The organism is Brevibacterium linens (assembly GCF_003999335.1).
GTDB classification, from domain to species: Bacteria; Actinomycetota; Actinomycetes; order Actinomycetales; family Brevibacteriaceae; genus Brevibacterium; species Brevibacterium linens.
In genome coordinates, this window is sequence record NZ_CP026734.1 from 48,659 (window position 1) to 68,545 (window position 19,887).

Consider the following 19,887-nt stretch of genomic DNA (forward strand, 5'->3'; position numbering starts at 1 on the left):
CTTCGTCGTGTCTGCGGTCGATTGAAAACTCGCGAAAGGCCCAGTTTGAGTTGAACAGCCCTGTTTCAAACATGGGCTGTTCAACTCAAACTGGGCCTTACGCAATGCGTGGGGCGTCGGGTGGGCCGCCTAGGCGCGCTCGTAGAGGCGGGCACCGCCCTTGATCCCGGCGAAGCGGAACGGTCCCGCGGTCACTTTCGGGGTCGTGACGTCGTCGGCGCTGGAGAGTTCGGTCGCATGGAGCGCGCGATAGGCGTCGATGGACAGCGGCACTCGGGCGTCGAGCGCGTCCGTGACGGCCTGGCGGCGTGAATGCTGCTCGTAGCCGGGGACGACGCGGGTGGTGAAGAACTCGCCGACGCTGCCCGATCCGTAGCTGAAGAATCCGATGCGCTTGCCCGCGAGATCCTCATCGTGGTCGAGCAGTGAGCACAGTCCCGCATAGAGCGAAGCGGTATAGGAGTTGCCGAGGCGACGGTTGTACAGGGTGCTCGTGGCCAGCCCGGTATCGCGCGGGCCGGTGGGGCCCGCATCCGAGGCGCCGACAGCATCTGCGCCCGCGGCGGTGGCAGCGCCCGCGCCGGCTGCATCAGCGCCCGCGCCGGTAACCGCGACGATCTCCGTCTCGAGATCCTCACCGGTGAGTTCGGCGAGGTGGACCTGCGCCTTCTTCGCCATCTTCGTGAACGGCTGGTGGTAGAGCACGCGGTCGATCTCGGCCATCGCCGGTCCGCCCTGCGCGGCCAGATCGGTCCACGCTCCGGTGAGCGAGTCGAGGTACGCGGTCACGGACAGTGCTCCGTCGACGATCGCGGTCGTCGAATCGTTCGGGCGCCAGAAGTCATCGACCTCGGCCGAGTTGAGACCCGAGACCGGTTCGATCTCGAGCAGCTTCGGATCCGCGGAGACGAGCATCGCCACGGCACCGGCGCCCTGAGTGGGCTCACCGGGGGTGTCGATCTCGTAGCGCGCGACATCCGAGGCGATGACGAGTACCCGCTGTCCGGGAGACCGGGTGACGATGCCGACGGCGGCCTGCAAGGCCGCCGTCGCCGAATAGCACGCTTCCTTGACCTCGACGACGCGCATCTGCGACGGCAGGTCGAGCAGCGAGTGCACGGCCATACCGGCGGCCTTCGACTGGTCGATACCCGATTCGGTGGCGAACAGCAGGGTGCGGATGCCCTCGGAACCGCTGCGCCGGATGATCGGCGCGGCGGCCGCGGCCGCCATGGTCACGACATCCTCATCGGGAGCCGGGAAGCTGAACTCGTCCTGGCCGAGGCCGAGGTGGAACTTGTTCGGATCGGTTCCGTTCGCCGCGGCGAAGTCATCGAGACTGACGACATGATGGCTGGTGGCCAGTTCGATGTCATCGATGCCGATCGGTGCAGTGCCCGCAGCCGTGTGTGATGTCATGCGGCCTCGCCGTCCTCTCGCTGAGCGGCGGAATCCCGCTCTTCCTCAGCCTTGCGTTCCATCTGACGGTGAGTGTCCATCAGCTCACCCGGGTTCGTCTGCGCGGCGAGCAGTGAGAGCTCACCGCACAGCACGGTCGCGGCCATGAGCGCGGCCAGGCGACGCGAATTCGCTCCCGGCTCACGATCCTCACGGCAGCCGAGACGCTCGAGCGCCTCATCGACATGCGGCAGATCCTTGCCGTTGCCGACGGTGCCGACGATGAGGTGCGGCAGCGTCGTCGAGAAGTACAGGCCTTCGGGGCGGTTCTCCGCATAGGTGATGCCCTGCGATCCTTCGACGATGTTCGCCGCATCCTGACCGGTGGCCAGGTAGAAGGCGAGCAGCATGTTCGCATAGTGGGCGTTCGCCGAGCGCAGGGCTCCGGCGATCGTCGACCCGACGAGGTTCTTGCGCACGACGAGTTCGACGATCTTCTCCGCGCTCGTGCGCAGGCGACGTTCGACGACTTCGTGGGGCAGGACGATCTCGGCGACGACATTGCGTCCGCGACCGAGGATTCCGTTGACCGCGGTGGCCTTCTTGTCCGAGCAGAAGTTGCCGGACACCGACCCGTAGTCGAGGCCCAGCTGCCAGGACAGGATGGTGTCCATGAGCGAATCCGAGGCCTGGGTGACCATATTGTGGCCCGAGGCGTCGTTCGTGCGGAAGGCGAAGCGGACGAAGAGCAGGTTCCCGACGATCTCCGGATGGATCTCGATGAGCCGGCAGTGGCCGGACCCGGCTTCGACGACGGATTCGAGTTCGCGGGTGCGGTGACGGATGGCCTGGGCGGCAGCCTCGGCGCCGATCGCGGATTCGGCCACGAACAGCACGGACCGGGTCATCCGCTCATCGACGATGACGGTGCGGATCCCACCCTCGATCTCCCGGGAGATCGACGCCCCGCGACCGACGGAGGGCCACAGCGGGGTCTCGTACGTTGCCAGGGGCACGGCCACCTCGGTGTGGGTGCCTTCGGGAGCCAGCGCTTCGCCGCTGACCCGCAGGGGACCGACCCACGTGGTGGGGATCCCGGTGATCGTGGTCTGCTGATTCACAGCTGATTCCTCCTCGAAAGGACGTCGGATCGGTGCGAGAGCGCGGTGACGTCGATTCCGCGCAGGCGGGCGAACTCGCCGAGGCGGCCCCGCGTGAGCAGGTCCGTGGCCGTGAGGTCCGTGGACCGCTGCGCCCCGAGCAGGGCGAACAGAGCCGAGGTCTGAGTCTGCCAGGTGCGTACGAGATCGACGAGCCCGTCCGGACCGTGGTCGAGCACGGTCTGCAGGAACGTGCCGGCGACGCCGACGGCGCGAGCACCGCAGGCCAGTGCTTTCACGACATCATAGGGGTTGCGCACGCCGCCGGAGGCCAGGAGCACGCGGTTCGAGACGCCGTCGTCCATCGTCGTCTCGGTCGTCCACTCGGCCGGGGCGTCGAGCAGGCAGGCCAGGGCCGACTGGCCGAAGCCGGTGAGCATGGAGAAGTCCGAAGCCGGTGCGCGATCGTTCTCGATGCGCAGGAAGTCCGTGCCCCCGGCGCCGGAGACATCGGCGTACTGGACCCCGATATCGGCGAGCAGTCTCAGGGTGCGGCGGCTGAGGCCGAATCCGACCTCTTTGACGACGACGGGCACGGGGCAGGCGGCGACGATGTCCTCGAGGCCGGACAGCCAGGTGGAGAAGTCGCGGGTGCCTTCGGGCATCGCGGTCTCCTGCACGGGGTTGATGTGCAGTTGGAGGGCATCGGCACCCAACAGTTCGACGGCGCGGCGGGCATCATCGGCACTGCGACCGGCACCGAGGTTGCCCATGACGAAGCCGTCCGGGTTCTCCTCGCGGATGACGGTGAAGCCCTTCGCTGCCTCGGCATCGTCGAGGGCCACGCTCATCGATCCGCAGGCCATGGGCAGGCCGGTCTCGGCGGCGGCGATGGCCAGGTCGCGGTTGATCTTCGCCGTGGTCTCCGTGCCGCCGGTCATGCCGTTGACGTAGAAGGGCGTCGGCCACGTCCAATCGCCTAGGTTCACCGTGAGGTCGACGCTCTCGGGGTTCGTTCCCGACAGGGCATGGTGGACGAATTCGAGGTCGTCGAAGTCGGTGCGTCGCGGGCCTTCGGTCTGCTGCGCCGAGGCGAGGCGTACGTGGTCGTCCTTGCGGGAGGCCCGTGAGGCCTTGGTCTCCGGGGTCTCTGCTGATGCCGGGGTCTCAGAACTCATCGATCTCGCCTTCCTCTCGGTGGGCACCGAGGTCCAGGGGTCGGATTCCGGCGGCTTCCCAGCCGCTGAGAATGGTCTGTGCTTCGGTGTGCGAGTGGGCGAGGGCGATTCCGCAGTCGCCGCCGCCGGCGCCGGAGGGCTTTGCGGCGGCACCGTGGGTTTCGGCGATCTCGCACAGATCGTGCAGGGCTTCGGTCTCGATGAGGCTGCCCGTGGAATCGCTCAGCCGTCGCAGCAGGGCGCGCACGGAGCGGATCGTGGTCAGGCTGGCCTCGGCGTCGTCGGCATCGAAGGCCGCCACGAGATCGTCGACGAGGATCTGGGACTCGGCGGCGAAGGACTTCAGCGGGCGGTGCCTCTCCGGTGCCGGAGTGTGCACGCGTGTGACGAGATGTTCGGTCGACGCCGGTGATCCGGTCCAGCCGACGAGGAGGTCGAGCGAGCTCGGTGGAGTGACCCGCCTGGCCGAACAGCCCGCCCACTCCGGGCAGCTCATGGCGGAGACGACTCCGTGGGCCTCGCGGTGAGCGTGCAGAGCTGCACGGTCGGGGGAGGAGTAGCGGATCCAGCCGCCGAAGGTGCTGGCGGCCAGATCGCCGCCGGAGGCCTTCGTGGAGATCGCGATGGTCGCCAGGACGGCGAGTTTGAAGCGTTCGGTCAGGGTCAGCCCGAGGCGATAGAACTCATCGAGAGCGGCGATCGTCGCCACCGTCACCGCCGCCGAGGAACCGAGACCGAACTTCCGGCCGTCGGAGTCATTGAGCTCGCTGGAGATCTCGAGATCGAAGTAGCGGGGGCTGGCGCCCCGGCCGGAGCGCAGCTCTTCGACGGTGGAGATCGCCGAGAGCACATAGTCGAAGGGGCGCTCATCGACGATGATGTGCCCACCATCGTCTTCGCGCCGCCACACGACGGGGGCCTGACCGTATTCGCTCGAGTGGATGCGGCCGGCACCCTCGCTCTCGGTCAGCCGGACGGTGATGCACCGGTCGACGGCGATGAGCACGGCAGGCTGTCCGGGTTCGACGACGGCGTATTCGCCGGCGATGAACAGCTTGCCGGGCGCCCGGGTCTCGATCATGCCCGGCTGCCCTCACCCGCAGCCGGGTTCACTGCGTCTGCGGGCGGGACTGCGTCATCGGCGGTGAGCAGGTGGGCTCCCGGGCCCGGTCCGACGACGCGGACGTCGCCGAAGCCGGAGAGCTTCTCGGCCAGTGCTTCTGCGTCTGCGGGGCGGACGATGACGGCGACGTTCGGGCCGGCATCGGCGGTCGAATAGGCTTCGATCCCCGACTCGCGGGCTTCGGCCACGGCGTCGAAGATCGCGTGGCTGGTCGGATTGAGGAACCGGATCGGCGGCACGGTGGATTGGATAAGTCCGTGCATGCGCAGGGCGTGGGATTCGGTGATCTCACCGATGCGGGTGAAGTCCCCGGCCGCGCACGCGGCGACCATCTGCTCGAGATAGTCCTCGGTCGAGGTCACCCAGCCGGAGTAGAAGGGTGAGGTGGCGGCGGTCAGGCGCATCGCCTCGCGGGAGGACACGGCCTTCCTGGCCCGGTTGACGGTGACGATGATCATCCGCATATCCGGGGCGGGCACGGTCTCGGCGAAGGAGGCTGCGTCGTCGCCGGCGTGCCAGACGGCGATGCCGTCGGGAATCGAGCGGCAGGCCGACCCCGATCCGCGGCGGGCCAGCCGGCTGAGATCGCGCGGTGCGAGGTCGAGGTCGAAGGCCGCTGCGGCGGCCGTGGCCAGAGCGGCGAAGCCCGACGCCGAGGAGGCCAGACCGGCCCCCGTGGGCACGGAGTTGCGGGACCGGACGAGGACCCGGTCATCGCGTCCGGCCAGAGCGCGGACATGGTCGAGGAAGGTCGAGATGCGGTCGGTCTGACCGGGATCGGCGAGTGCGCCGTCGAGTTCGAGGACATCGGTCTCGGCGTCTGGAGCGGGCACCACGGTGGTCGTGGTCTCGAAGTGGTTCAGCGTCAGCGACAGGCTGCCCGCGGCGGGCAGGATGAGTTCCTCATCGGCCTTGCCCCAGTACTTGACCAGGGCGATGTTCGGGTAGGCCCGCGCCGTCGTCGTTCTCATGTCGGTCTGACCTCCGTCGTCCAGGTGCGGGGTGCTCCCGCCTTGCGCAGAGCCTCGGCGAGCTCTTCGGCCGAATCATCGTCATCGGCCAGGGCCAGCACGCAGCCGCCGAGTCCGCCGCCGGTGAGTTTGGCTCCCCGGGCTCCGGCCGCGGTGGCGGCAGCGACGAGGGAATCGAGGGTCGGGGTCGATACGCCGAGGCTGCCGAGCAGTCCATGGGCTTCGTTCATCAGCGTGCCGATCGTCTCACGATCACCGGAGCGGATGGTGTCGACGGCGGCGTCGGTGATTTCGGCAAGACGGTCGATCATCCCCCCGATGCGCACGGGATCGGCGTCACGGCGGGCACGGACCCCTCCGACCGCCTCGGCGGTGGACCCGTGATGACCGGAGTCCGCGAGGACGAAGACGAGGCGCTGACCGACGTCGATGGTCTGGGCGCACCCGGTCTGGAAGCGGATGGGGGCAGGTTTGGCCACGGCCCAGGCGTCGATTCCGCTGGGTCGGCCATGGGCGACGGTTTCGGCCGCCTGCACGATCTCGTGGAGGGTGTTCTCGTCGAAGACCGTCGCATGCAGGTTCGCGACGGCGCGGGCCACGGAGGTGGCCACGGCTGCACTCGAACCCAGGCCGCGGCTGTGGGGGATCGCCGAACGGATGAGCAGCTCCACCTCGGCGTCGGGGTTCCCCACGGCTGTCAAGGCGGCGTTGAGACCGGCGACGACGGGGCCCATCGGCTCCGGAGCGGTCTGCGCATTGCCGGAGAACAGCTGGCTCTCGATCCGGGTCTCCTGATGCGGGGACTGGCGGATGTCGGTCTGGACTCCGAGCCCGTGCAATGGCACTGCGACGGCCGGAGAGCCGTAGACAACCGCGTGTTCGCCGAACAGGATCGCCTTTGCGTGGGCGAAGCCCTGGGACGTGCCCTGGGCGGGTTCGGTCTGAGAGGAATTGTGCATGCAGGATGGTTTCGGAGTCTGTGGATTGATTTCACCATCATATGCCGTACCCCCGCCCATCCCGAAGGCGAGGTGACGTCCGTCTCAGGTGAGTCCGGCGAGGTAGGCGCGTTCGGCCGGGTCGGTGGTCAGGTCGAGGGCGCGCTGACGGGCGGTGGCCGCCTCGTCTGTGCGGCCGAGGCGAGTGAGCAGATGAGCTCGCAGCACCCAGGCAGGTTGGAAGGCTTCGAGGCGTGATGAGACGTCATCGAGTGCGTCGAGCGTTGCCAGCCCCGCCGCGGGACCATTGACCTCGGCGAGGACGGCGGCTCGGGAGACCGAGCCGCCGAGGCTCGGTGCGATCTGCGCGAGATCGTCGTGGAGGCGCAGCAGCATCGGCCAATCCGTGGATCCGGTGCGGATTCCGGCCATATGGAGGAGTTGGATGGCCGCCTCGAGCCCGAAGCGACCGACGTGACCGCAGCGATGGACCTCGACGAGGTGGCGCTCGCCCGCCTCGGTGAGGGGTCCGTCCCAGCGGTTCGGGTCTTGGTCGGACAGGGGGACGAATCGGCCGTCGCCGCTGCGACGAGCGGGGAACCGGGCGGCCGAGAGGTGGATGAGGGCGGCCAGTCCGTGGGATTCGCCGTCGCCGGGGCACAGCTGCGCCACGAGGCGCGACAGGTACAGGGCTTCGCCGATCATGCCCTCGCGTGGCTGCGCGGCCGCCTGAGCCCATTCGATGGCGAAGGCCCCGTAGATCGTCTCGTGCACATCGGGCAGCCGGGACTCGAGGTCGAGACGGTCGGGACTGCCGAAGTCGACACCGAGACCGGCAATGCGTTTCTTCGCCCTCGTCAGACGGGCAGAGACGGTGGCGGCGGGCAGAGCCATGGCGGCCGCGATCTGCCTTGCCGTCATCCCCATCACCGCCGAGAGCATGAGCACCGGCCGGGCGGGAGGGTCGATGTCCGGATGCGCGCAGGCGGCGAGGAGTTCGAGCCGGCGGTCGGGCAGGGCGTCGGGATCGTGGTCGGCTGGATCGGCGCCGGAGCCGCTGCTGCCGTCGATGCGGTCGATCATCTCCTCGTCGAGGGCGGTCGCGGTTCGTGCCGCCGCCGATTTCCACACGTCCCGGCGGGCGTTGAGCGCCACCCGGTAGAGCCAGCCTTCGGGATTGGCCGGTGGACCTTGTTCCCGCCAGGCGCTCACGGCACGTTCGAGCGCGGCCGACAGCGCATCCTCGGCGCCGGAGATGTCACCGTCGGCAGCCGCGATGAGCGCGATGATCGTGCCCCAACCATCCTGGGTCAGGATCATCGCGCGCTCGGCAGGCTCTGCAGATTCGGTCATCGGCGGGCGATCAGGAGGAGCCGTCCGGGCGGGACGGGCAGTCGCCCGATCGGGTCGGCCCGTCACCCGGTCGGGTCCAGGTGCCGTCGACGAACGAGGTCGCCGCGGGTCGGACCTCGATGGTGCCGTAGCTCGTGCCGGGGAACTTCTCGGCCCAGGCCAGGGCCGCCTCGACGTCGGGAACGTCGATGACGACGACCCCGGCCAGGGCCTCCTTCGCCGCGGCGAAGGGCCCATCCTCGATGACGACCTCTCCGGTCCGCCGGGTCACGGTCTTCGTCTCGGAGTGGGGTGCGAGCATCTCCCAGGCGACGAAGACTCCCGCGGAGTTGAGCGCTGCCGCGTAGTCGTCCATGAGCCGCATCATCTCCTGGATGCCTTCTTCGCTGGGTTGAGGGCCGTCGGGGGTGAGTTCCGGCGCGTGGAAGACGAGTGCATAGCGCATTGTTCTGCTCCGTTCTGTGTGCGGCGGCCGGATTTCGACCGCTCACAGACAAGACGATCGAATCGACGTCGATTCGACAGCATGCCTGGGATTCTTCCACGGAATCCCTTTCGCCGACGCGGTCCCGAACTAACCGAGCGGAGGCGCCGCGACCTCAGCCCGGATTCTCACACGAGCCCGGTGTAGACCGATCCCGGGTTGAAGATGTTGTCCGGATCGAGGGCCTGCTTGATCCGGTGGTTGAGTTCCATGACGTCCTCGCCGAGGTAGGGCGCGAGCCACGGTGCCTTGAGCCGGCCGACGCCGTGCTCACCGGTGATCGTCCCGCCCAGCCCGGTGGCCAGATCCATGACCTCGCCGTAGGCGATCTGCGCGCGCTTCTGCTGGTCTTCATCCTTGGGATCGAGGACGAGCAGCGGATGCGTGTTGCCGTCGCCGGCGTGGGCGATGACGGCGATCGTCACCTGGCGGTCGGCTGAGATCTTCTCAATCCCGAGCACCAGATCGCCGAGCTTCGGCAGCGGCACGCCGACGTCCTCGAGCAGCAGTGCCCCCTTCTTCTCCACGGCCGGAATTGCGATCCGGCGGGCCGTGACGAAGGCTTCGCCCTCATCAGGGTCGGCAGTGAGATAGCACTCGGAGGCCGAGTTGTCGGTGCAGATCTCCTCGATGATCTTCGCCTGCACACTCGAATGCTCCCCGGGTTCGTCGGACTGGATGACGAGCATGCCCTCGGCCTCCCGGCCGAGGCCCATCTTCAGCTCGTCCTCGACGGCGTTGATCGAGGGTTTGTCCATGAACTCGAGCATCGAGGGGCGCATGGCCTTCGCGATGTCGAGCACGGCGTTCGTGGCGTCGGCGAGTTCGGGGAACATCGCGACGACGGTCGTCGGGGGCAGCTGGGCGGGAATGAGGCGCAGGGTCACTTCGGTGATCACGCCCAAGGTCCCCTCGGAGCCGACGAAGAGCTTCGTCAACGGCAGACCGGCGACGTCCTTGAGCCGCGGCCCGCCGAGCTTGACGGCCCGACCGTCGGCGAGGACGACGGTCATCCCGAGGACGTAATCGGTGGTCACGCCGTATTTCACGCAGCACAGGCCGCCGGCGTTCGTGGCGATGTTGCCGCCGATTGAGCAGAACTCGAAGGACGAGGGGTCCGGCGGGTACCACAGGCCGTGTTCGGCCGCGGCGGCCTTGACCTCGGCGTTGAAGGCACCGGGCTGGACCGTGGCCATGCGGGTGACGGGATCGATGCTGATCTCGCGCATCGTATCCAGGGACAGCACGATCCCGCCGGCGATCGCGGAGCTGCCGCCCGACAGCCCGGATCCGGCGCCGCGGGGCACGATCGGTACCTTCGCCTCGGCGGCGATGCGCACGACCGTCTGCACCTCCGCGGTGGAGGTGGCTCGGACGACCGCGACCGGCACTCCGGCGTCGGGGTCGTTCGCGCGGTCCCAGCGGTAGGCGTCCATCGAATCGGGATCGGTGATGACGGCCGTGGCCGGCAGGGCGGAGGTGAGAGCGGAGACAACGTCCATGTTGCGTATCGGCCTTTCGAGCGGAGTTCGGCACCCGGATTCCGCTCTCGACGTTACCAGGATCACGGTCGCCCGCGGCGATCGGCTCGGGGCGCGGACAGGGCGCGCTCGCCCGGTGCCGCACAGCGTCGCGGCGGACCGAGCCGCAGGTCGTCGCGGCGTAGGCTGAACCCATGACCCTCACCCCCGATCGGCTCCCCGCGGCCTGCGTGCTCGGGACACTGCCCGGCGACGGATTCGAGGGGCCTCGGATCGGGCTCGTCGATCTCGATGCGACAGGAGCGGAGATCGGCCGGATCGACCTCGCCGAGGCGGCCCTGCCCGAGTTCGTCCGTGACCGAGAGGACGCGGCCGGGGAAGGGCAGAACGGAGCCGGTGGGACCGTGGATCGCGCTCCTGCACCCCCGATCCGATGGGTCGTCAGCGACACCCCGAAGTGGTATCCGTCGCTGTTGGACGCCTGGGTGAGCTTTGAGCGCTGCCACGATCTGCGCTTGACCCATGCGATCCTCGCCCGCTCCGAACTCGTCACTGCACCGGAGGCTGTGCGTGCCGCCGTCGACTGGGATGCCGCGCCCGCCGACGCCGCCGCGCCCGAACAGGCGGCCGCGCTCTTCGACGTCGATGCCGGACGCGGATTCATCCCGCAGGTTCCGCACGACCTCGAGGCGGCGCTGGCCGAATACGCCCGGCAGACGGCGGCCGTGGACTCCGCGAGCGATCCGGGGCGGCTGCGGCTGCTGTTGGCCGCGGAATCGGCCGGAGGGCTCGTCGCCGCGGAGATGCGCGCGGCGGGTGTGCCGTGGGACGAGGCCGAACATGATCGGATCCTGACCGAGCTGCTCGGTCCCCGGCCGCTCCGCGACGGGAAGCCCCAGAAGATGCTGGCCAAGGCCGAGGAAGTCCGCGCGGCCCTTGACGATCCGCGGGTCAACCTCGATTCGCCGAACCGGCTGCTCGCGTCCCTGCGCAATGCCGGCATCAACGTTGCCTCGACCTCGAAGTGGGAGCTGCAGACGAGCGACCATCCGGCGATCGCGCCGCTGCTCGAGTACAAGAAGATGGCGCGGCTGCTGAGTGCCAACGGCTGGCATTGGCTCGATGAATGGGTCGACGAGGGGCGGTACAGGCCGGTGTATGTGCCCGGCGGAGTCGTCACCGGGCGCTGGGCGGCCAGCGGGGGAGGGGCCCTGCAGATCCCCCGGCACCTGCGTCCGGCCCTGCGTGCCGACGACGGGTGGCGGCTCGTCTCCGCCGATGTCGCCCAGCTCGAACCCCGTGCGCTCGCCGCCATGTCCGGAGACCGGGCGATGGCGGAGGCCGGTCGTGGCCGCGACCTCTACTCAGGGCTCGTCGACGCCGGGATCGTCGCGACCCGGCAGGAGGCGAAGATCGCCGTGCTCGGGGCGATGTACGGATCGACGACCGGGGAGGCCGGGGCCTTGGTGCCGCGTCTGCGGCAGAATTTCCCCGCCGCGATGAACCTCGTCGATTCCGCCGCCGAGGCGGGACGAGCGGGAGGAGTCGTGTCCACCTGGTTGGGACGGACCTCCCCACCGCCCGGCGAGGGATGGCAGAGACTGCAGAGGGCGGCGAACCGCTTCGATGCCACCGGTGCCGACGAGCAGCGGGCCCGGCGGGCCGCCGGTGACCAGGGACGATTCACCCGCAACTTCGTCGTTCAGGGCACAGCGGCCGAATGGGCGCTGGCCTGGCTGGCCGATCTGCGGCTGCGCCTGGCGCGGCTGCCGGAGATCGATGCGGCACCAGACGGTGGGGTGGGCTCTCACCCGGCGGCCGCCTCGGGGCCGGTCTTCTCCCGCCGAGCCCACCTCGTGTTCTTCCTCCACGATGAGGTCATCGTCCATGCCCCGGCCGAGCAGGCCGACCAGGCGGGGGAGGCGATCAGGGCGGCGGCCGCCTCGGCGGGTCGACTGCTGTTCGGGGATGCCCCCGTCGATTTCCCTCTCGACCTGAGCATCGGTGAGCGGGCGCTCAAAGAATAAGTCGATATGCATGGAATAGACTGCCAGCCGCAAGCGCTGGACGATGTGGCCCAGCTACGGATACGCAAGTCCAAGGAGATCACATGAGCATCAGCGTCAAGGCACTGCAGAAGACGGGACCGGACCAGCCGTTCCGCGTGGCCACGATCGACCGCCGGGATCCCCGACCCGATGACGTCGTCATCGACATCAAGGCCGCAGGTATCTGCCACAGCGACATCCACACCATCCGCAACGAATGGGGCGAGGCGCACTTCCCGCTCACCGTCGGCCACGAGATCGCCGGCGTCGTCGAGGCCGTCGGCTCCGATGTCACTGATTGGAAGGTCGGCGACCGCGTGGGCGTGGGCTGCATGGTGAACTCGTGCGGCGAGTGCGAGGAATGCCGGGCCGGTCAGGAACAGAACTGCCTGAACGGCAGCGTCGGCACCTACAACGTCGAAGACGTCGACGGCACGATCACCCAGGGCGGGTATTCGCAGAAGGTCGTCGTCAACGAACGCTTCGTCTGCCGGATCCCCGACGCCCTCGATTTCGACGTCGCGGCCCCGCTGCTGTGCGCGGGAATCACCACCTACGCGCCGCTCAACCGCTGGGGTGCCGGTGAGCAGAAGAACGGCGCTCCCAAGCAGGTCGCCGTGCTCGGGCTCGGCGGGCTCGGCCATATGGGCGTGCAGATCGCCGCGGCCATGGGCTCGCAAGTCACCGTCCTCTCGCGCACTCTGAAGAAGGAAGCGTCGGCCCTGGAGCTCGGGGCGACGCGGATGCTCGCCACCACCGAGGAGAACTTCTTCTCCGACCACGCCGGCGAGTTCGACCTCATCCTCAACACGATCAGCGCCGACATCCCGGTCAACCGCTACCTGCGTCTGCTCAAGCCGCGCGGGGTCATGGCCGTCGTCGGCCTCCCGCCCGAGAAGCAGGAGTTCTCGTTCGGCGCCGTCATCGGCGGGGCGAAGGCGATCGCCGGATCGAACATCGGCGGCATCGCCGAGACCCAGGAGATGCTCGACTTCTGCGCCGAACACGGCATCGCCGCGCAGATCGAGACGATCCCCGTCACCGAGGCGGACGCCGCCTACGACCGGGTCGTGGCCGGAGACGTGCGCTTCCGCGTCGTCATCGACACCGCCAGCTTCGATGACGTCGAGGCCATCGCCTGATCCGCCTCCGCTGACATGCGTCGGCTGTGAGGGGCCGGGCGTGAGACCGCAATGGTCGGGGTGATTCCCGCAATCGATGCGGGAATCCCTCGACCCTCATGCCGCAGACGGGCAGAATGAGACCGGGCCGAGGGACAGGGGAACGATGACGGGTGCGAGGCGACAGCTGCGGACGGTGCCGCTGGCGCTGCTCATCCTCTACACGGTCTTCATCGGCCTCGTCACGCTCACACCGAATCAGCTGGACACGGGCCCCGGGTCGTTCATCGCCGGACTGCTCGAGTTCCTCGCCTCCCACCGAGCGACCGCGTGGATCGACTACGTCATCCTGGAGAAGCTCGCGAACGTCGGCATGTTCATTCCCTTCGGCCTGCTTGTGGCCCTCCAGTGCGGACCTCACCGCTGGTGGGTCGGCTGGGTCGCGGGCATCGCCTTCACGTGCCTCATCGAGGGCACGCAGGCGACCCTGCTCTCACCCACGCGCTTCGCCACTATCAACGATCTCGTCACGAACAGCCTCGGCGCCGGCATCGGAGCGGTGGCCGGACTCCTCGTCATGAGCATCTGGCCGCCGAGGATGGACGTCGTTCCCGTCGACCATGAGGTGCGGTGAGGGATCCTGGGGTTTGGTGAGAGCGGGCCAGGTCCGCATCTGAGGATGTGCCCAGGATTCGGCCGTAGATTTGGCGGTGATGACCGATCGTGATCAGCGCACAGTCGGTGCGCCGCTGGCCCTTCTCGTCCTCTACACCCTCTTCATCGCCGCCATCACGCTGACCCCGCAGCAGATGGGCACCGGCCCGGATACTCTCATCGGGCACGCGCTCGACCTCTTCGCGGCTCATCGGGAGACAGCGTGGCTGACCTATGAGCGGGTCGAGAAGCTCGGCAATGTGGCGATGTTCATTCCCTTCGGCTTCCTCGCCGCCCTGCACTTCGGACGCCGACGGTGGTGGCTCGGATTCCTCGTCGGCGCGGGTTTCAGCGCCGCCATCGAGATCTTCCAAGGCGCTGTGCTCACACAGACCCGCTTCGCCACGCTCAGCGACCTCGTCACGAACACTCTCGGCGCCGGCATCGGGGCGCTCCTCGGCCTGTGCTGCCTGGCCGCATGGCCGAAACGGTCGACGAGGAGAGACTCCGAAAACGAGCTCGCGCTGGTGTAGGTCCGATCACGACAGTCCAGCCCTCAGTGGTTCTCAGGCCCTTCGAGGGCCGCGATGCACCGGCCGAGCGATTCGGTGACCATCGTCCGAGTCTCATCGTCGAGCGGTGAGACCATGCGGGCCGTGACCACTTCGACGCGGGAGACGGCCCGAGCGAGCAGCTCAACGCCGGCCGAGGTGAGACGTGTGGGCAGGACGCGCCCGGATTCGGCCGTGGCCGGCCTCGTGATCAGTCCCCGGTCCTGCAGTCCGCGCAGCAGCGTGTTCATCGTCTGCCGGGTGACGAAGGCGCCGCGCGCGAGCTCGGAATTCGACGCGCCGGGCCGCCTGCGCAGCTGTTCGAGGCAGTTGTACTGAGGGGTGGTCAGCTGCAGCGGCCGCAGCGTCTCGTCCATCGTCGATCGCAGCGCCGTCTGCAGACGCTTGAGCTGATAGCCCAGCAGCGACTCGAGTTCCACCGGCCCGTCGCCGGTTCCCGCAGTGTGATCCTTCGACCCTTGACTCATGTAAGTATTCTGACATACATTTCTGATGTCAGGTTACTGACATAAGACGAGAGCGGGTCCTGCCATGCGGCGGGATGCCGAAAGAGAAGGAGAACACCATGAATGCGTCAGTGAGCGGTCCGGACTTCATCGCCTTGCAGGTCCGCGACGTGGAAGCGTCCGCGCAGTTCTACGAAACCAGGCTCGGACTCACCCGCGCTCCGGCCGCTCCGCCCGGAGCGGTCGTGTTCACGACGTCACCGATCCCCTTCGCCGTGCGCGAGCCGCTGCCCGGCGTCGACCTCGACTCCGGTGACCGTCCGGGAAACGGGGTGGCACTGTGGCTGAGGTGCGATGATGCGCAGGAACTGCATGATTCCCTCGCCGAGGCGGGGGTGGAGATCCTCCGGGCACCCGCTCCCAGCCCCTTCGGGCTGACCTTCGCGATCGCCGATCCCGACGGCTACGCCGTGACGTTCCACGACGCGGGGTGATCAGCGCAGCGAATCGACGATCTTCGCGATTCGACGGTCACGGGTCTCCTCGGCCTTCGCCGAGGTCACCTGTCGCACATGCTCCTTGCGCTTCGACGGAGCGAGTGCATCGAAAGCCGCGCGGACATCGGCGGCGGCGAGAGCCTCGGCGAGGGAATCGGGAACCGGGGTCTCCCGGTTCGAGATAGCGTGAGTCAGCGTCACCTCGTGGGTCTCACCGCCGGCGACCCCGATCTTCTCCCGGTGTTCCTTGGCCAGCGGGAGCAGGTACTTTCCGCTCATCACCGCGGTCGTCGACAGATAGGAATAGCCTGCGATCGTGACGATGACCGGGACCCGCTTGCCCACGCCGAAGCCGAGCACGATGTCCTCGGGAACCTCGATGCCGACATTGTTGCCGAGTGCCAGGAGTTCAGTGGTGAACGTGACCATGGGGCCTCCCCGGTGAATGGTCGTTCACGCCTGAGCGTGGGCCGATCAGTCCTCGTCGACAAGGTCGGGATCGGAATCGGCGGTCGAGAAGGTCGGCCACCAGCAGCGCACTCGCTTCGCGTAGTCGCGGTATTCGTCGCCGAAGCGCTCCAGCAGGTCGGTCTCCTCGTGCGGGCGGATGAACCAGTTCCACAGCAGTGAGCCGATGAGCGCGTACACGACGACGAGCCACGAGCCGATGAGCAGACCCATCGCCACACCCTGGACGATGCCGGCGATGGCCATCGGGTTGCGGACGAAGGCGTAGGGTCCGCGAGCGACGAGGTGATGGGCCATCTGCGAGGGCAGCGGAGTGCCGGAGCCGAAGTTCGCGATCGCCCGCGCCGACCACACGCCGATGACGCTGGAGACGGCGAGCAGGGCGAAGCTGACGACGACCAGGAGGATCGGGAACTTGTAGGCGAGGTTCCACCGGTCTTCGAAGGCATTGATGATGACCGGGATGATGATGAGGAAGACGCCCCAGAAGACGACGATCTGAACCGTGGTGTGCACGAGCAGGCGGGAACGCACCCGCGTGTGAGAGCTGTGGAACGCAAAAGGCCCGATGAGGAGCTTCTCGGACGGAATGCGGCCGACGATCATGAGCACCCCGGCGAGGAGGCTGCCGATCGCGGCGAGGATCATGAGTACGGCACCAAGCCCCGCCTCGGTGGTGGCGGTGGCATAGATGACCATGGCCAGCGCCACGAGCACGGTCCAGCCGGTGGCGATCCACACCGCCCAGCGGACGTTGAGCGCGGCCAGGGCGGAGGCGATGACGAAGAGCGGGATGTCGACGATCGCGATCAGCAGCGGATTGATGCCGCCGAGCGTCGCTGTCGCCACCCCGGGGATCATCGCGGTGCCCAGCCACCACGCCGCTCCGGCGAGGGCCTGGAGGGCGAAGTACATGCGGCCGTGGAAGATGCGCAGTCGTTTCTTCGGTTTGTTCACTTCGGTGAGATGTCGATTCATGTGTGCACCGTCCCGCGGATGCAGACGGACGTGGCTCCGCCGACCCAGATCTCGTCGTCCTCGGCCGTGATGGAGACGACTCCGGAACGACCGAGGGCGGTTCCCTGGGTTGCGGTGTAGCTGTTCGGGGCCAGGTTCTCACCGATGAGCCATTGGGCGACGGAGGCGTTGAGGCTGCCGGTCACCGGATCCTCGGCGACGCCGACTCCGGGCACGAAGGCGCGGATCTCGTACTCGTGCTCCGACCCTTCCGGGTGGGCGCCGAGGACGCCGAGCTTCGCATCGGGGATCGCCGAGAAGTCGGGGGTCAGCGCGAGCACCTGCTCGGCGCCGGCCAGCCGCACGGCCGCCCAGCCCGGGCCGTTGTCGGCCCACTGGTGGCCGAGGATCTCGGAGCGGTCGACGCCGAGGGCGACCGCGATCTGATCGACGTACGCGTCGTCGAGCGGACCCGAGCGCAGGCGGTCGGGGGCGGCGAAGGCGAGAGTTTCGGAGGGTTCGGCGGTCGCCGTGGTCAGGGAATCGGCGCTCGGGTCGGTCGGGCCGCCTCGGCGAGGGGTTCTGCGGATGTCGACGAGCCCGGCACCGCATTCCTGGACGATGCGGTCCTCGTGTTTCGGGGCGCCTCCGGCGTCGAGCCAGGCCGCGGCCGAACCGAGGGTGGGGTGGCCGGCGAAGGGCAACTCCCGGTGCGGGGTGAAGATGCGCAGGCGGTAGTCGGCGGTGGGGTCGTCGGGCGGGAGGACGAAGGTGGTCTCGGACAGGTTCGTCCAGTTCGCGATGCGAGCCATCTGCGACTCATCGAGGCCATCGGCATCGACGATGACCGCGACGGGGTTGCCCTGGAAGGGCACGGCAGAGAAGACATCGACCTGGGCGAATCGGCGGTGCTGTGACAATGACACTCCTTCGCAAGATGCGGACCACGCGGCGAGCGGGGGATTGCGCGGGCGCTTCTCACAGTGTAAAGGCCCAGGCCGGAGCGTTCGTGGATTGGCTCCCGGCGTCGCGGGGGTGTCAGCTGCGGGATTGCGGGGCGTCAGCTGCGGGAATGCGGGACGGTCGACTCGGCGGTCAGGGTGATTGCATAATGAGGCATGCTCTCAGGTGACTCAGCGCGGGGACGGGATCTGCGCATCGCAATGCTCGGCGGCGGGTTCATGGGCCGCGTCCACAGTCGTGCCGCACGCTCGACCGGAGCCGTGCTCGACTCGGTCGCATCGTCACGGCCGGACAGATCGGCACAAGCGGCGGCCGAACTGGGATTCGAGACCTCGGCGACGGCCGACGAACTTCTCGGTCGCACCTTCGATGCGGTCCACATCTGCACCCCCAACGACGTCCACGCCGCGCAGTCCCTGCAGGCGCTGGACGCGGGATCGAACATCATCTGCGAGAAGCCCTTGGCCACTGATTCGGTTGCTGCGCGTGCCGTACTGGCCCGCGCCGAGGAAGCTGGTCTGCTGGGGACCGTTCCGTTCGTCTACCGCTACCACCCGATGGTGCGGGAAGCCCGCGCCCGGTTCCGCGAGGGCCAGGCCGGGACGCTGCTGACCGTCGACGCCGCATATCTGCAGGATTGGCTGCTCGGAGCCGGCGACGAGAACTGGCGCGTCGAATCAGGGCGCGGCGGCCCCTCGCGGGCATTCGCCGATATCGGTTCCCACCTCGTCGACCTCATCGAGTTCATCGTCGACGACCGGATATCGTCCCTGGTGGCGACGACGAGAACCGTTCACCCTCGCCGAGGCGGCACCGCGGTGACCACGGAGGACACCGTGGCCGTGACGATCGAGTTCTCCGGCGGTGCCATCGGTTCCCTGTTGGTGTCCCAGCTGGCTCCCGGACGCAAGAACGGACTGACCGTGGAGATCGCCGGCACCGAGGCGAGCATGCGCTTCGAGCAGGAGCGGCCCGAACAGCTGTGGTTCGGTCGGCGCGCCGACAGCCGCCTCCTCGTCCGCGATCCCGACTCACTGTCTGCCGATGCCGCGCGACTGTGCATGGTTCCGGCCGGGCACCCGCAGGGCTACCAGGATGCGTTCAACGCATTCGTCGCCGACTCCTATGCCTACTTCGCCGGCGAGCGACCCGAAGGTCTGCCGACCCTGCGAGAGGGGGTGCGAGCCGTGCTTGTGACGGAGGCCGTGCTCCGGTCGGTGCGGCAACGCTCCTGGGTCGACGTCGAGTAACTGTCAGTCTGGGCGCACCGACCTCCCGAACCATGGGCGCACCGACTTTCCGAACCATGGGCATCGTGACCTCCCGAATCGCTGAGGAGGTCCTGAGGGTCCCGCTCAGGAGCGATTCGTACACTGGGCCGCTATGGACTTCAAGCAGGCAACGGCGACGTGGTGGGACGCCATCACCTCGGGCTTCGGACGGCAGGATGGACTCGAACTCGACGTCCTCGGACTCGTGTTCGTCATCGGGATCCCGCTGGTCGTGACGCTGACTCCAGGGATCTGGAGGTTCTTCGGACTGTTCGTGACCTTCGTCCACGAGCTCGGTCATGCTTTCGCCGCCCTCATGACGGGACGCGTGGTCAAGGGGATCTCGCTGAACTTCGACCATTCGGGACAGATGAACTCCTTCGGCCGGGTCGGCTTCTCCGCCACATGGGCGGGGTTCTGGGGATATCCGGCACCGGGCGTGCTCGGACTCGTCCTGGCCACCTCGGCGGTCTTCGGTTGGGCCCCCTTGGCCCTGTCGGTGGGCGCGCTGATCCTGTTGGTCGCGCTCATCTTCATCCGGAACTTCGCGGGCGCGGTCATCGCCGTGATCACGGCGATCGCGGCGCAGCTCGTCGTCGTGTTCCTGCCTCTGGAATGGATCTCGGTCTTCGTCGCCGCACTCGGCACGGCGCTGACGATCGGTTCGCTCAAGGACCTCGTCAAGGTCATCCGCGTCCACACGCGCCGGCGCCATGTGCAGCAGTCCGATGCCTATATCCTCGCGCAGGGCTCGGCTCTGCCCTCCGGTGCCTGGCTGACGCTGTTTGCGCTGATCATCATCGTCTGCGCGCTCGCCACCGCGCGGGTGCTGTATACAGCGGTGTCGGTCGGCGCGGTGTGATT

At 68.1% G+C, this 19,887-nt stretch carries 20 protein-coding genes; 7 read left to right on the forward strand and 13 right to left on the reverse strand.

Annotated features, from left to right (window positions below):
* Positions 1 to 129 precede the first annotated feature (129 nt).
* The 9 genes from CXR29_RS17525 to CXR29_RS00250 form a co-directional block, all read right to left on the reverse strand.
* A complete protein-coding gene (locus CXR29_RS17525; RefSeq protein WP_127363526.1) occupies positions 130 to 1,419 on the reverse strand; it encodes a hydroxymethylglutaryl-CoA synthase family protein in 1,290 nt (429 codons plus the stop codon).
* Positions 1,416 to 2,519, reverse strand: a complete 1,104-nt coding sequence (locus tag CXR29_RS00215) for a hydroxymethylglutaryl-CoA reductase (RefSeq protein WP_101555080.1) — start codon at positions 2,517 to 2,519, stop codon at positions 1,416 to 1,418. The genes CXR29_RS17525 and CXR29_RS00215 overlap by 4 nt, the downstream gene beginning before the upstream one ends.
* Positions 2,516 to 3,676 (reverse strand): type 2 isopentenyl-diphosphate Delta-isomerase, encoded by a 1,161-nt coding sequence (fni, locus tag CXR29_RS00220; protein WP_101555079.1) that lies wholly within the window; start codon positions 3,674 to 3,676, stop codon positions 2,516 to 2,518. The genes CXR29_RS00215 and fni overlap by 4 nt, the downstream gene beginning before the upstream one ends.
* Entirely contained in the window at positions 3,666 to 4,757 is a 1,092-nt protein-coding gene (locus CXR29_RS00225) for a phosphomevalonate kinase (RefSeq protein ID WP_127363527.1), read from the reverse strand. Before CXR29_RS00225 ends, fni begins: the two co-directional genes overlap by 11 nt.
* Positions 4,754 to 5,770, reverse strand: a complete 1,017-nt coding sequence (gene mvaD, locus CXR29_RS00230; protein WP_127363528.1) for a diphosphomevalonate decarboxylase — start codon at positions 5,768 to 5,770, stop codon at positions 4,754 to 4,756. Before mvaD ends, CXR29_RS00225 begins: the two co-directional genes overlap by 4 nt.
* Entirely contained in the window at positions 5,767 to 6,729 is a 963-nt protein-coding gene (gene mvk, locus CXR29_RS00235; RefSeq protein WP_164742731.1) for a mevalonate kinase, read from the reverse strand. Before mvk ends, mvaD begins: the two co-directional genes overlap by 4 nt.
* 84 nt (positions 6,730 to 6,813) lie before the next feature.
* A complete protein-coding gene (locus CXR29_RS00240; RefSeq protein ID WP_127363529.1) occupies positions 6,814 to 8,061 on the reverse strand; it encodes an RNA polymerase sigma factor in 1,248 nt (415 codons plus the stop codon).
* A 10-nt stretch (positions 8,062 to 8,071) separates the two neighbouring features.
* Positions 8,072 to 8,506 carry a YciI family protein gene (locus CXR29_RS00245; RefSeq protein WP_127363530.1) on the reverse strand — a complete coding sequence of 145 codons (435 nt, stop codon included), beginning with the start codon at positions 8,504 to 8,506 and terminating at the stop codon, positions 8,072 to 8,074.
* 167 nt (positions 8,507 to 8,673) lie between these two features.
* On the reverse strand, positions 8,674 to 10,047 hold the full coding sequence (locus tag CXR29_RS00250) for an FAD-binding oxidoreductase (RefSeq protein ID WP_127363531.1): 1,374 nt from the start codon (positions 10,045 to 10,047) through the stop codon (positions 8,674 to 8,676).
* A gap of 173 nt (positions 10,048 to 10,220) precedes the next feature.
* On the opposite strand from CXR29_RS00250, the gene CXR29_RS00255 reads away from it, so the two are divergent.
* The 4 genes from CXR29_RS00255 (at position 10,221) to CXR29_RS00270 (ending at position 14,382) form a co-directional block, all read left to right on the forward strand.
* Entirely contained in the window at positions 10,221 to 12,053 is a 1,833-nt protein-coding gene (locus CXR29_RS00255; RefSeq protein ID WP_127363532.1) for a bifunctional 3'-5' exonuclease/DNA polymerase, read from the forward strand.
* An 83-nt stretch (positions 12,054 to 12,136) separates the two neighbouring features.
* Positions 12,137 to 13,216: an NAD(P)-dependent alcohol dehydrogenase gene (locus CXR29_RS00260; protein ID WP_127363533.1), complete on the forward strand. Its 1,080-nt coding sequence runs from the start codon at positions 12,137 to 12,139 to the stop codon at positions 13,214 to 13,216.
* Positions 13,217 to 13,361: 145 nt separating this feature from the next.
* The gene (locus CXR29_RS00265) at positions 13,362 to 13,829 is read left to right on the forward strand and encodes a VanZ family protein (RefSeq protein ID WP_241241520.1); all 468 of its coding nucleotides are present in this window, start codon (positions 13,362 to 13,364) and stop codon (positions 13,827 to 13,829) included.
* Between the two features lie 79 nt (positions 13,830 to 13,908).
* Complete coding sequence (locus CXR29_RS00270; protein ID WP_127363534.1) at positions 13,909 to 14,382, forward strand: VanZ family protein; 474 nt, start codon at positions 13,909 to 13,911, stop codon at positions 14,380 to 14,382.
* A 23-nt stretch (positions 14,383 to 14,405) separates the two neighbouring features.
* Here CXR29_RS00270 and CXR29_RS00275 read toward each other — a convergent pair whose 3' ends face one another.
* On the reverse strand, positions 14,406 to 14,888 hold the full coding sequence (locus tag CXR29_RS00275) for a MarR family winged helix-turn-helix transcriptional regulator (protein WP_127363535.1): 483 nt from the start codon (positions 14,886 to 14,888) through the stop codon (positions 14,406 to 14,408).
* A gap of 98 nt (positions 14,889 to 14,986) precedes the next feature.
* Between CXR29_RS00275 and CXR29_RS00280 the strand changes: the two genes are divergently transcribed.
* On the forward strand, positions 14,987 to 15,361 hold the full coding sequence (locus CXR29_RS00280; RefSeq protein ID WP_101594088.1) for a VOC family protein: 375 nt from the start codon (positions 14,987 to 14,989) through the stop codon (positions 15,359 to 15,361).
* Here CXR29_RS00280 and CXR29_RS00285 read toward each other — a convergent pair whose 3' ends face one another.
* Genes CXR29_RS00285 through CXR29_RS00295 form a run of 3 tightly spaced genes read right to left on the reverse strand, consistent with a single transcriptional unit; the run spans position 15,362 to position 17,709 of the window.
* Positions 15,362 to 15,793 (reverse strand): YdeI/OmpD-associated family protein, encoded by a 432-nt coding sequence (locus tag CXR29_RS00285; RefSeq protein ID WP_127363536.1) that lies wholly within the window; start codon positions 15,791 to 15,793, stop codon positions 15,362 to 15,364.
* A gap of 45 nt (positions 15,794 to 15,838) precedes the next feature.
* On the reverse strand, positions 15,839 to 16,810 hold the full coding sequence (locus CXR29_RS00290) for an isoprenylcysteine carboxylmethyltransferase family protein (protein ID WP_127363537.1): 972 nt from the start codon (positions 16,808 to 16,810) through the stop codon (positions 15,839 to 15,841).
* Complete coding sequence (locus CXR29_RS00295) at positions 16,807 to 17,709, reverse strand: PhzF family phenazine biosynthesis protein (protein WP_127363538.1); 903 nt, start codon at positions 17,707 to 17,709, stop codon at positions 16,807 to 16,809. Before CXR29_RS00295 ends, CXR29_RS00290 begins: the two co-directional genes overlap by 4 nt.
* A 198-nt stretch (positions 17,710 to 17,907) precedes the next feature.
* On the opposite strand from CXR29_RS00295, the gene CXR29_RS00300 reads away from it, so the two are divergent.
* Positions 17,908 to 19,002, forward strand: coding sequence for a Gfo/Idh/MocA family protein (locus CXR29_RS00300; protein WP_241241521.1), 1,095 nt, complete (start codon positions 17,908 to 17,910; stop codon positions 19,000 to 19,002).
* 133 nt (positions 19,003 to 19,135) lie between these two features.
* A complete protein-coding gene (locus CXR29_RS00305) occupies positions 19,136 to 19,885 on the forward strand; it encodes a M50 family metallopeptidase (protein WP_101593861.1) in 750 nt (249 codons plus the stop codon).
* Positions 19,886 to 19,887 lie beyond the last annotated feature (2 nt).

Bases quoted from the DNA above. Each gene is read 5' to 3' on its own strand.
- CXR29_RS17525 (WP_127363526.1), bottom strand. From the start codon at position 1,419: ATGACATCACACACGGCTGCGGGCACTGCACCGATCGGCATCGATGAC.
- fni (WP_101555079.1), bottom strand. From the start codon at position 3,676: ATGAGTTCTGAGACCCCGGCATCAGCAGAGACCCCGGAGACCAAGGCC.
- CXR29_RS00225 (WP_127363527.1), bottom strand. From the start codon at position 4,757: ATGATCGAGACCCGGGCGCCCGGCAAGCTGTTCATCGCCGGCGAATAC.
- mvaD (WP_127363528.1), bottom strand. From the start codon at position 5,770: ATGAGAACGACGACGGCGCGGGCCTACCCGAACATCGCCCTGGTCAAG.
- mvk (WP_164742731.1), bottom strand. From the start codon at position 6,729: ATGCACAATTCCTCTCAGACCGAACCCGCCCAGGGCACGTCCCAGGGC.
- CXR29_RS00240 (WP_127363529.1), bottom strand. From the start codon at position 8,061: ATGACCGAATCTGCAGAGCCTGCCGAGCGCGCGATGATCCTGACCCAG.
- CXR29_RS00245 (WP_127363530.1), bottom strand. From the start codon at position 8,506: ATGCGCTATGCACTCGTCTTCCACGCGCCGGAACTCACCCCCGACGGC.
- CXR29_RS00250 (WP_127363531.1), bottom strand. From the start codon at position 10,047: ATGGACGTTGTCTCCGCTCTCACCTCCGCCCTGCCGGCCACGGCCGTC.
- CXR29_RS00255 (WP_127363532.1), top strand. From the start codon at position 10,221: ATGACCCTCACCCCCGATCGGCTCCCCGCGGCCTGCGTGCTCGGGACA.
- CXR29_RS00260 (WP_127363533.1), top strand. From the start codon at position 12,137: ATGAGCATCAGCGTCAAGGCACTGCAGAAGACGGGACCGGACCAGCCG.
- CXR29_RS00265 (WP_241241520.1), top strand. From the start codon at position 13,362: ATGACGGGTGCGAGGCGACAGCTGCGGACGGTGCCGCTGGCGCTGCTC.
- CXR29_RS00270 (WP_127363534.1), top strand. From the start codon at position 13,909: ATGACCGATCGTGATCAGCGCACAGTCGGTGCGCCGCTGGCCCTTCTC.
- CXR29_RS00275 (WP_127363535.1), bottom strand. From the start codon at position 14,888: ATGAGTCAAGGGTCGAAGGATCACACTGCGGGAACCGGCGACGGGCCG.
- CXR29_RS00280 (WP_101594088.1), top strand. From the start codon at position 14,987: ATGAATGCGTCAGTGAGCGGTCCGGACTTCATCGCCTTGCAGGTCCGC.
- CXR29_RS00285 (WP_127363536.1), bottom strand. From the start codon at position 15,793: ATGGTCACGTTCACCACTGAACTCCTGGCACTCGGCAACAATGTCGGC.
- CXR29_RS00290 (WP_127363537.1), bottom strand. From the start codon at position 16,810: ATGAATCGACATCTCACCGAAGTGAACAAACCGAAGAAACGACTGCGC.
- CXR29_RS00300 (WP_241241521.1), top strand. From the start codon at position 17,908: ATGCTCTCAGGTGACTCAGCGCGGGGACGGGATCTGCGCATCGCAATG.
- CXR29_RS00305 (WP_101593861.1), top strand. From the start codon at position 19,136: ATGGACTTCAAGCAGGCAACGGCGACGTGGTGGGACGCCATCACCTCG.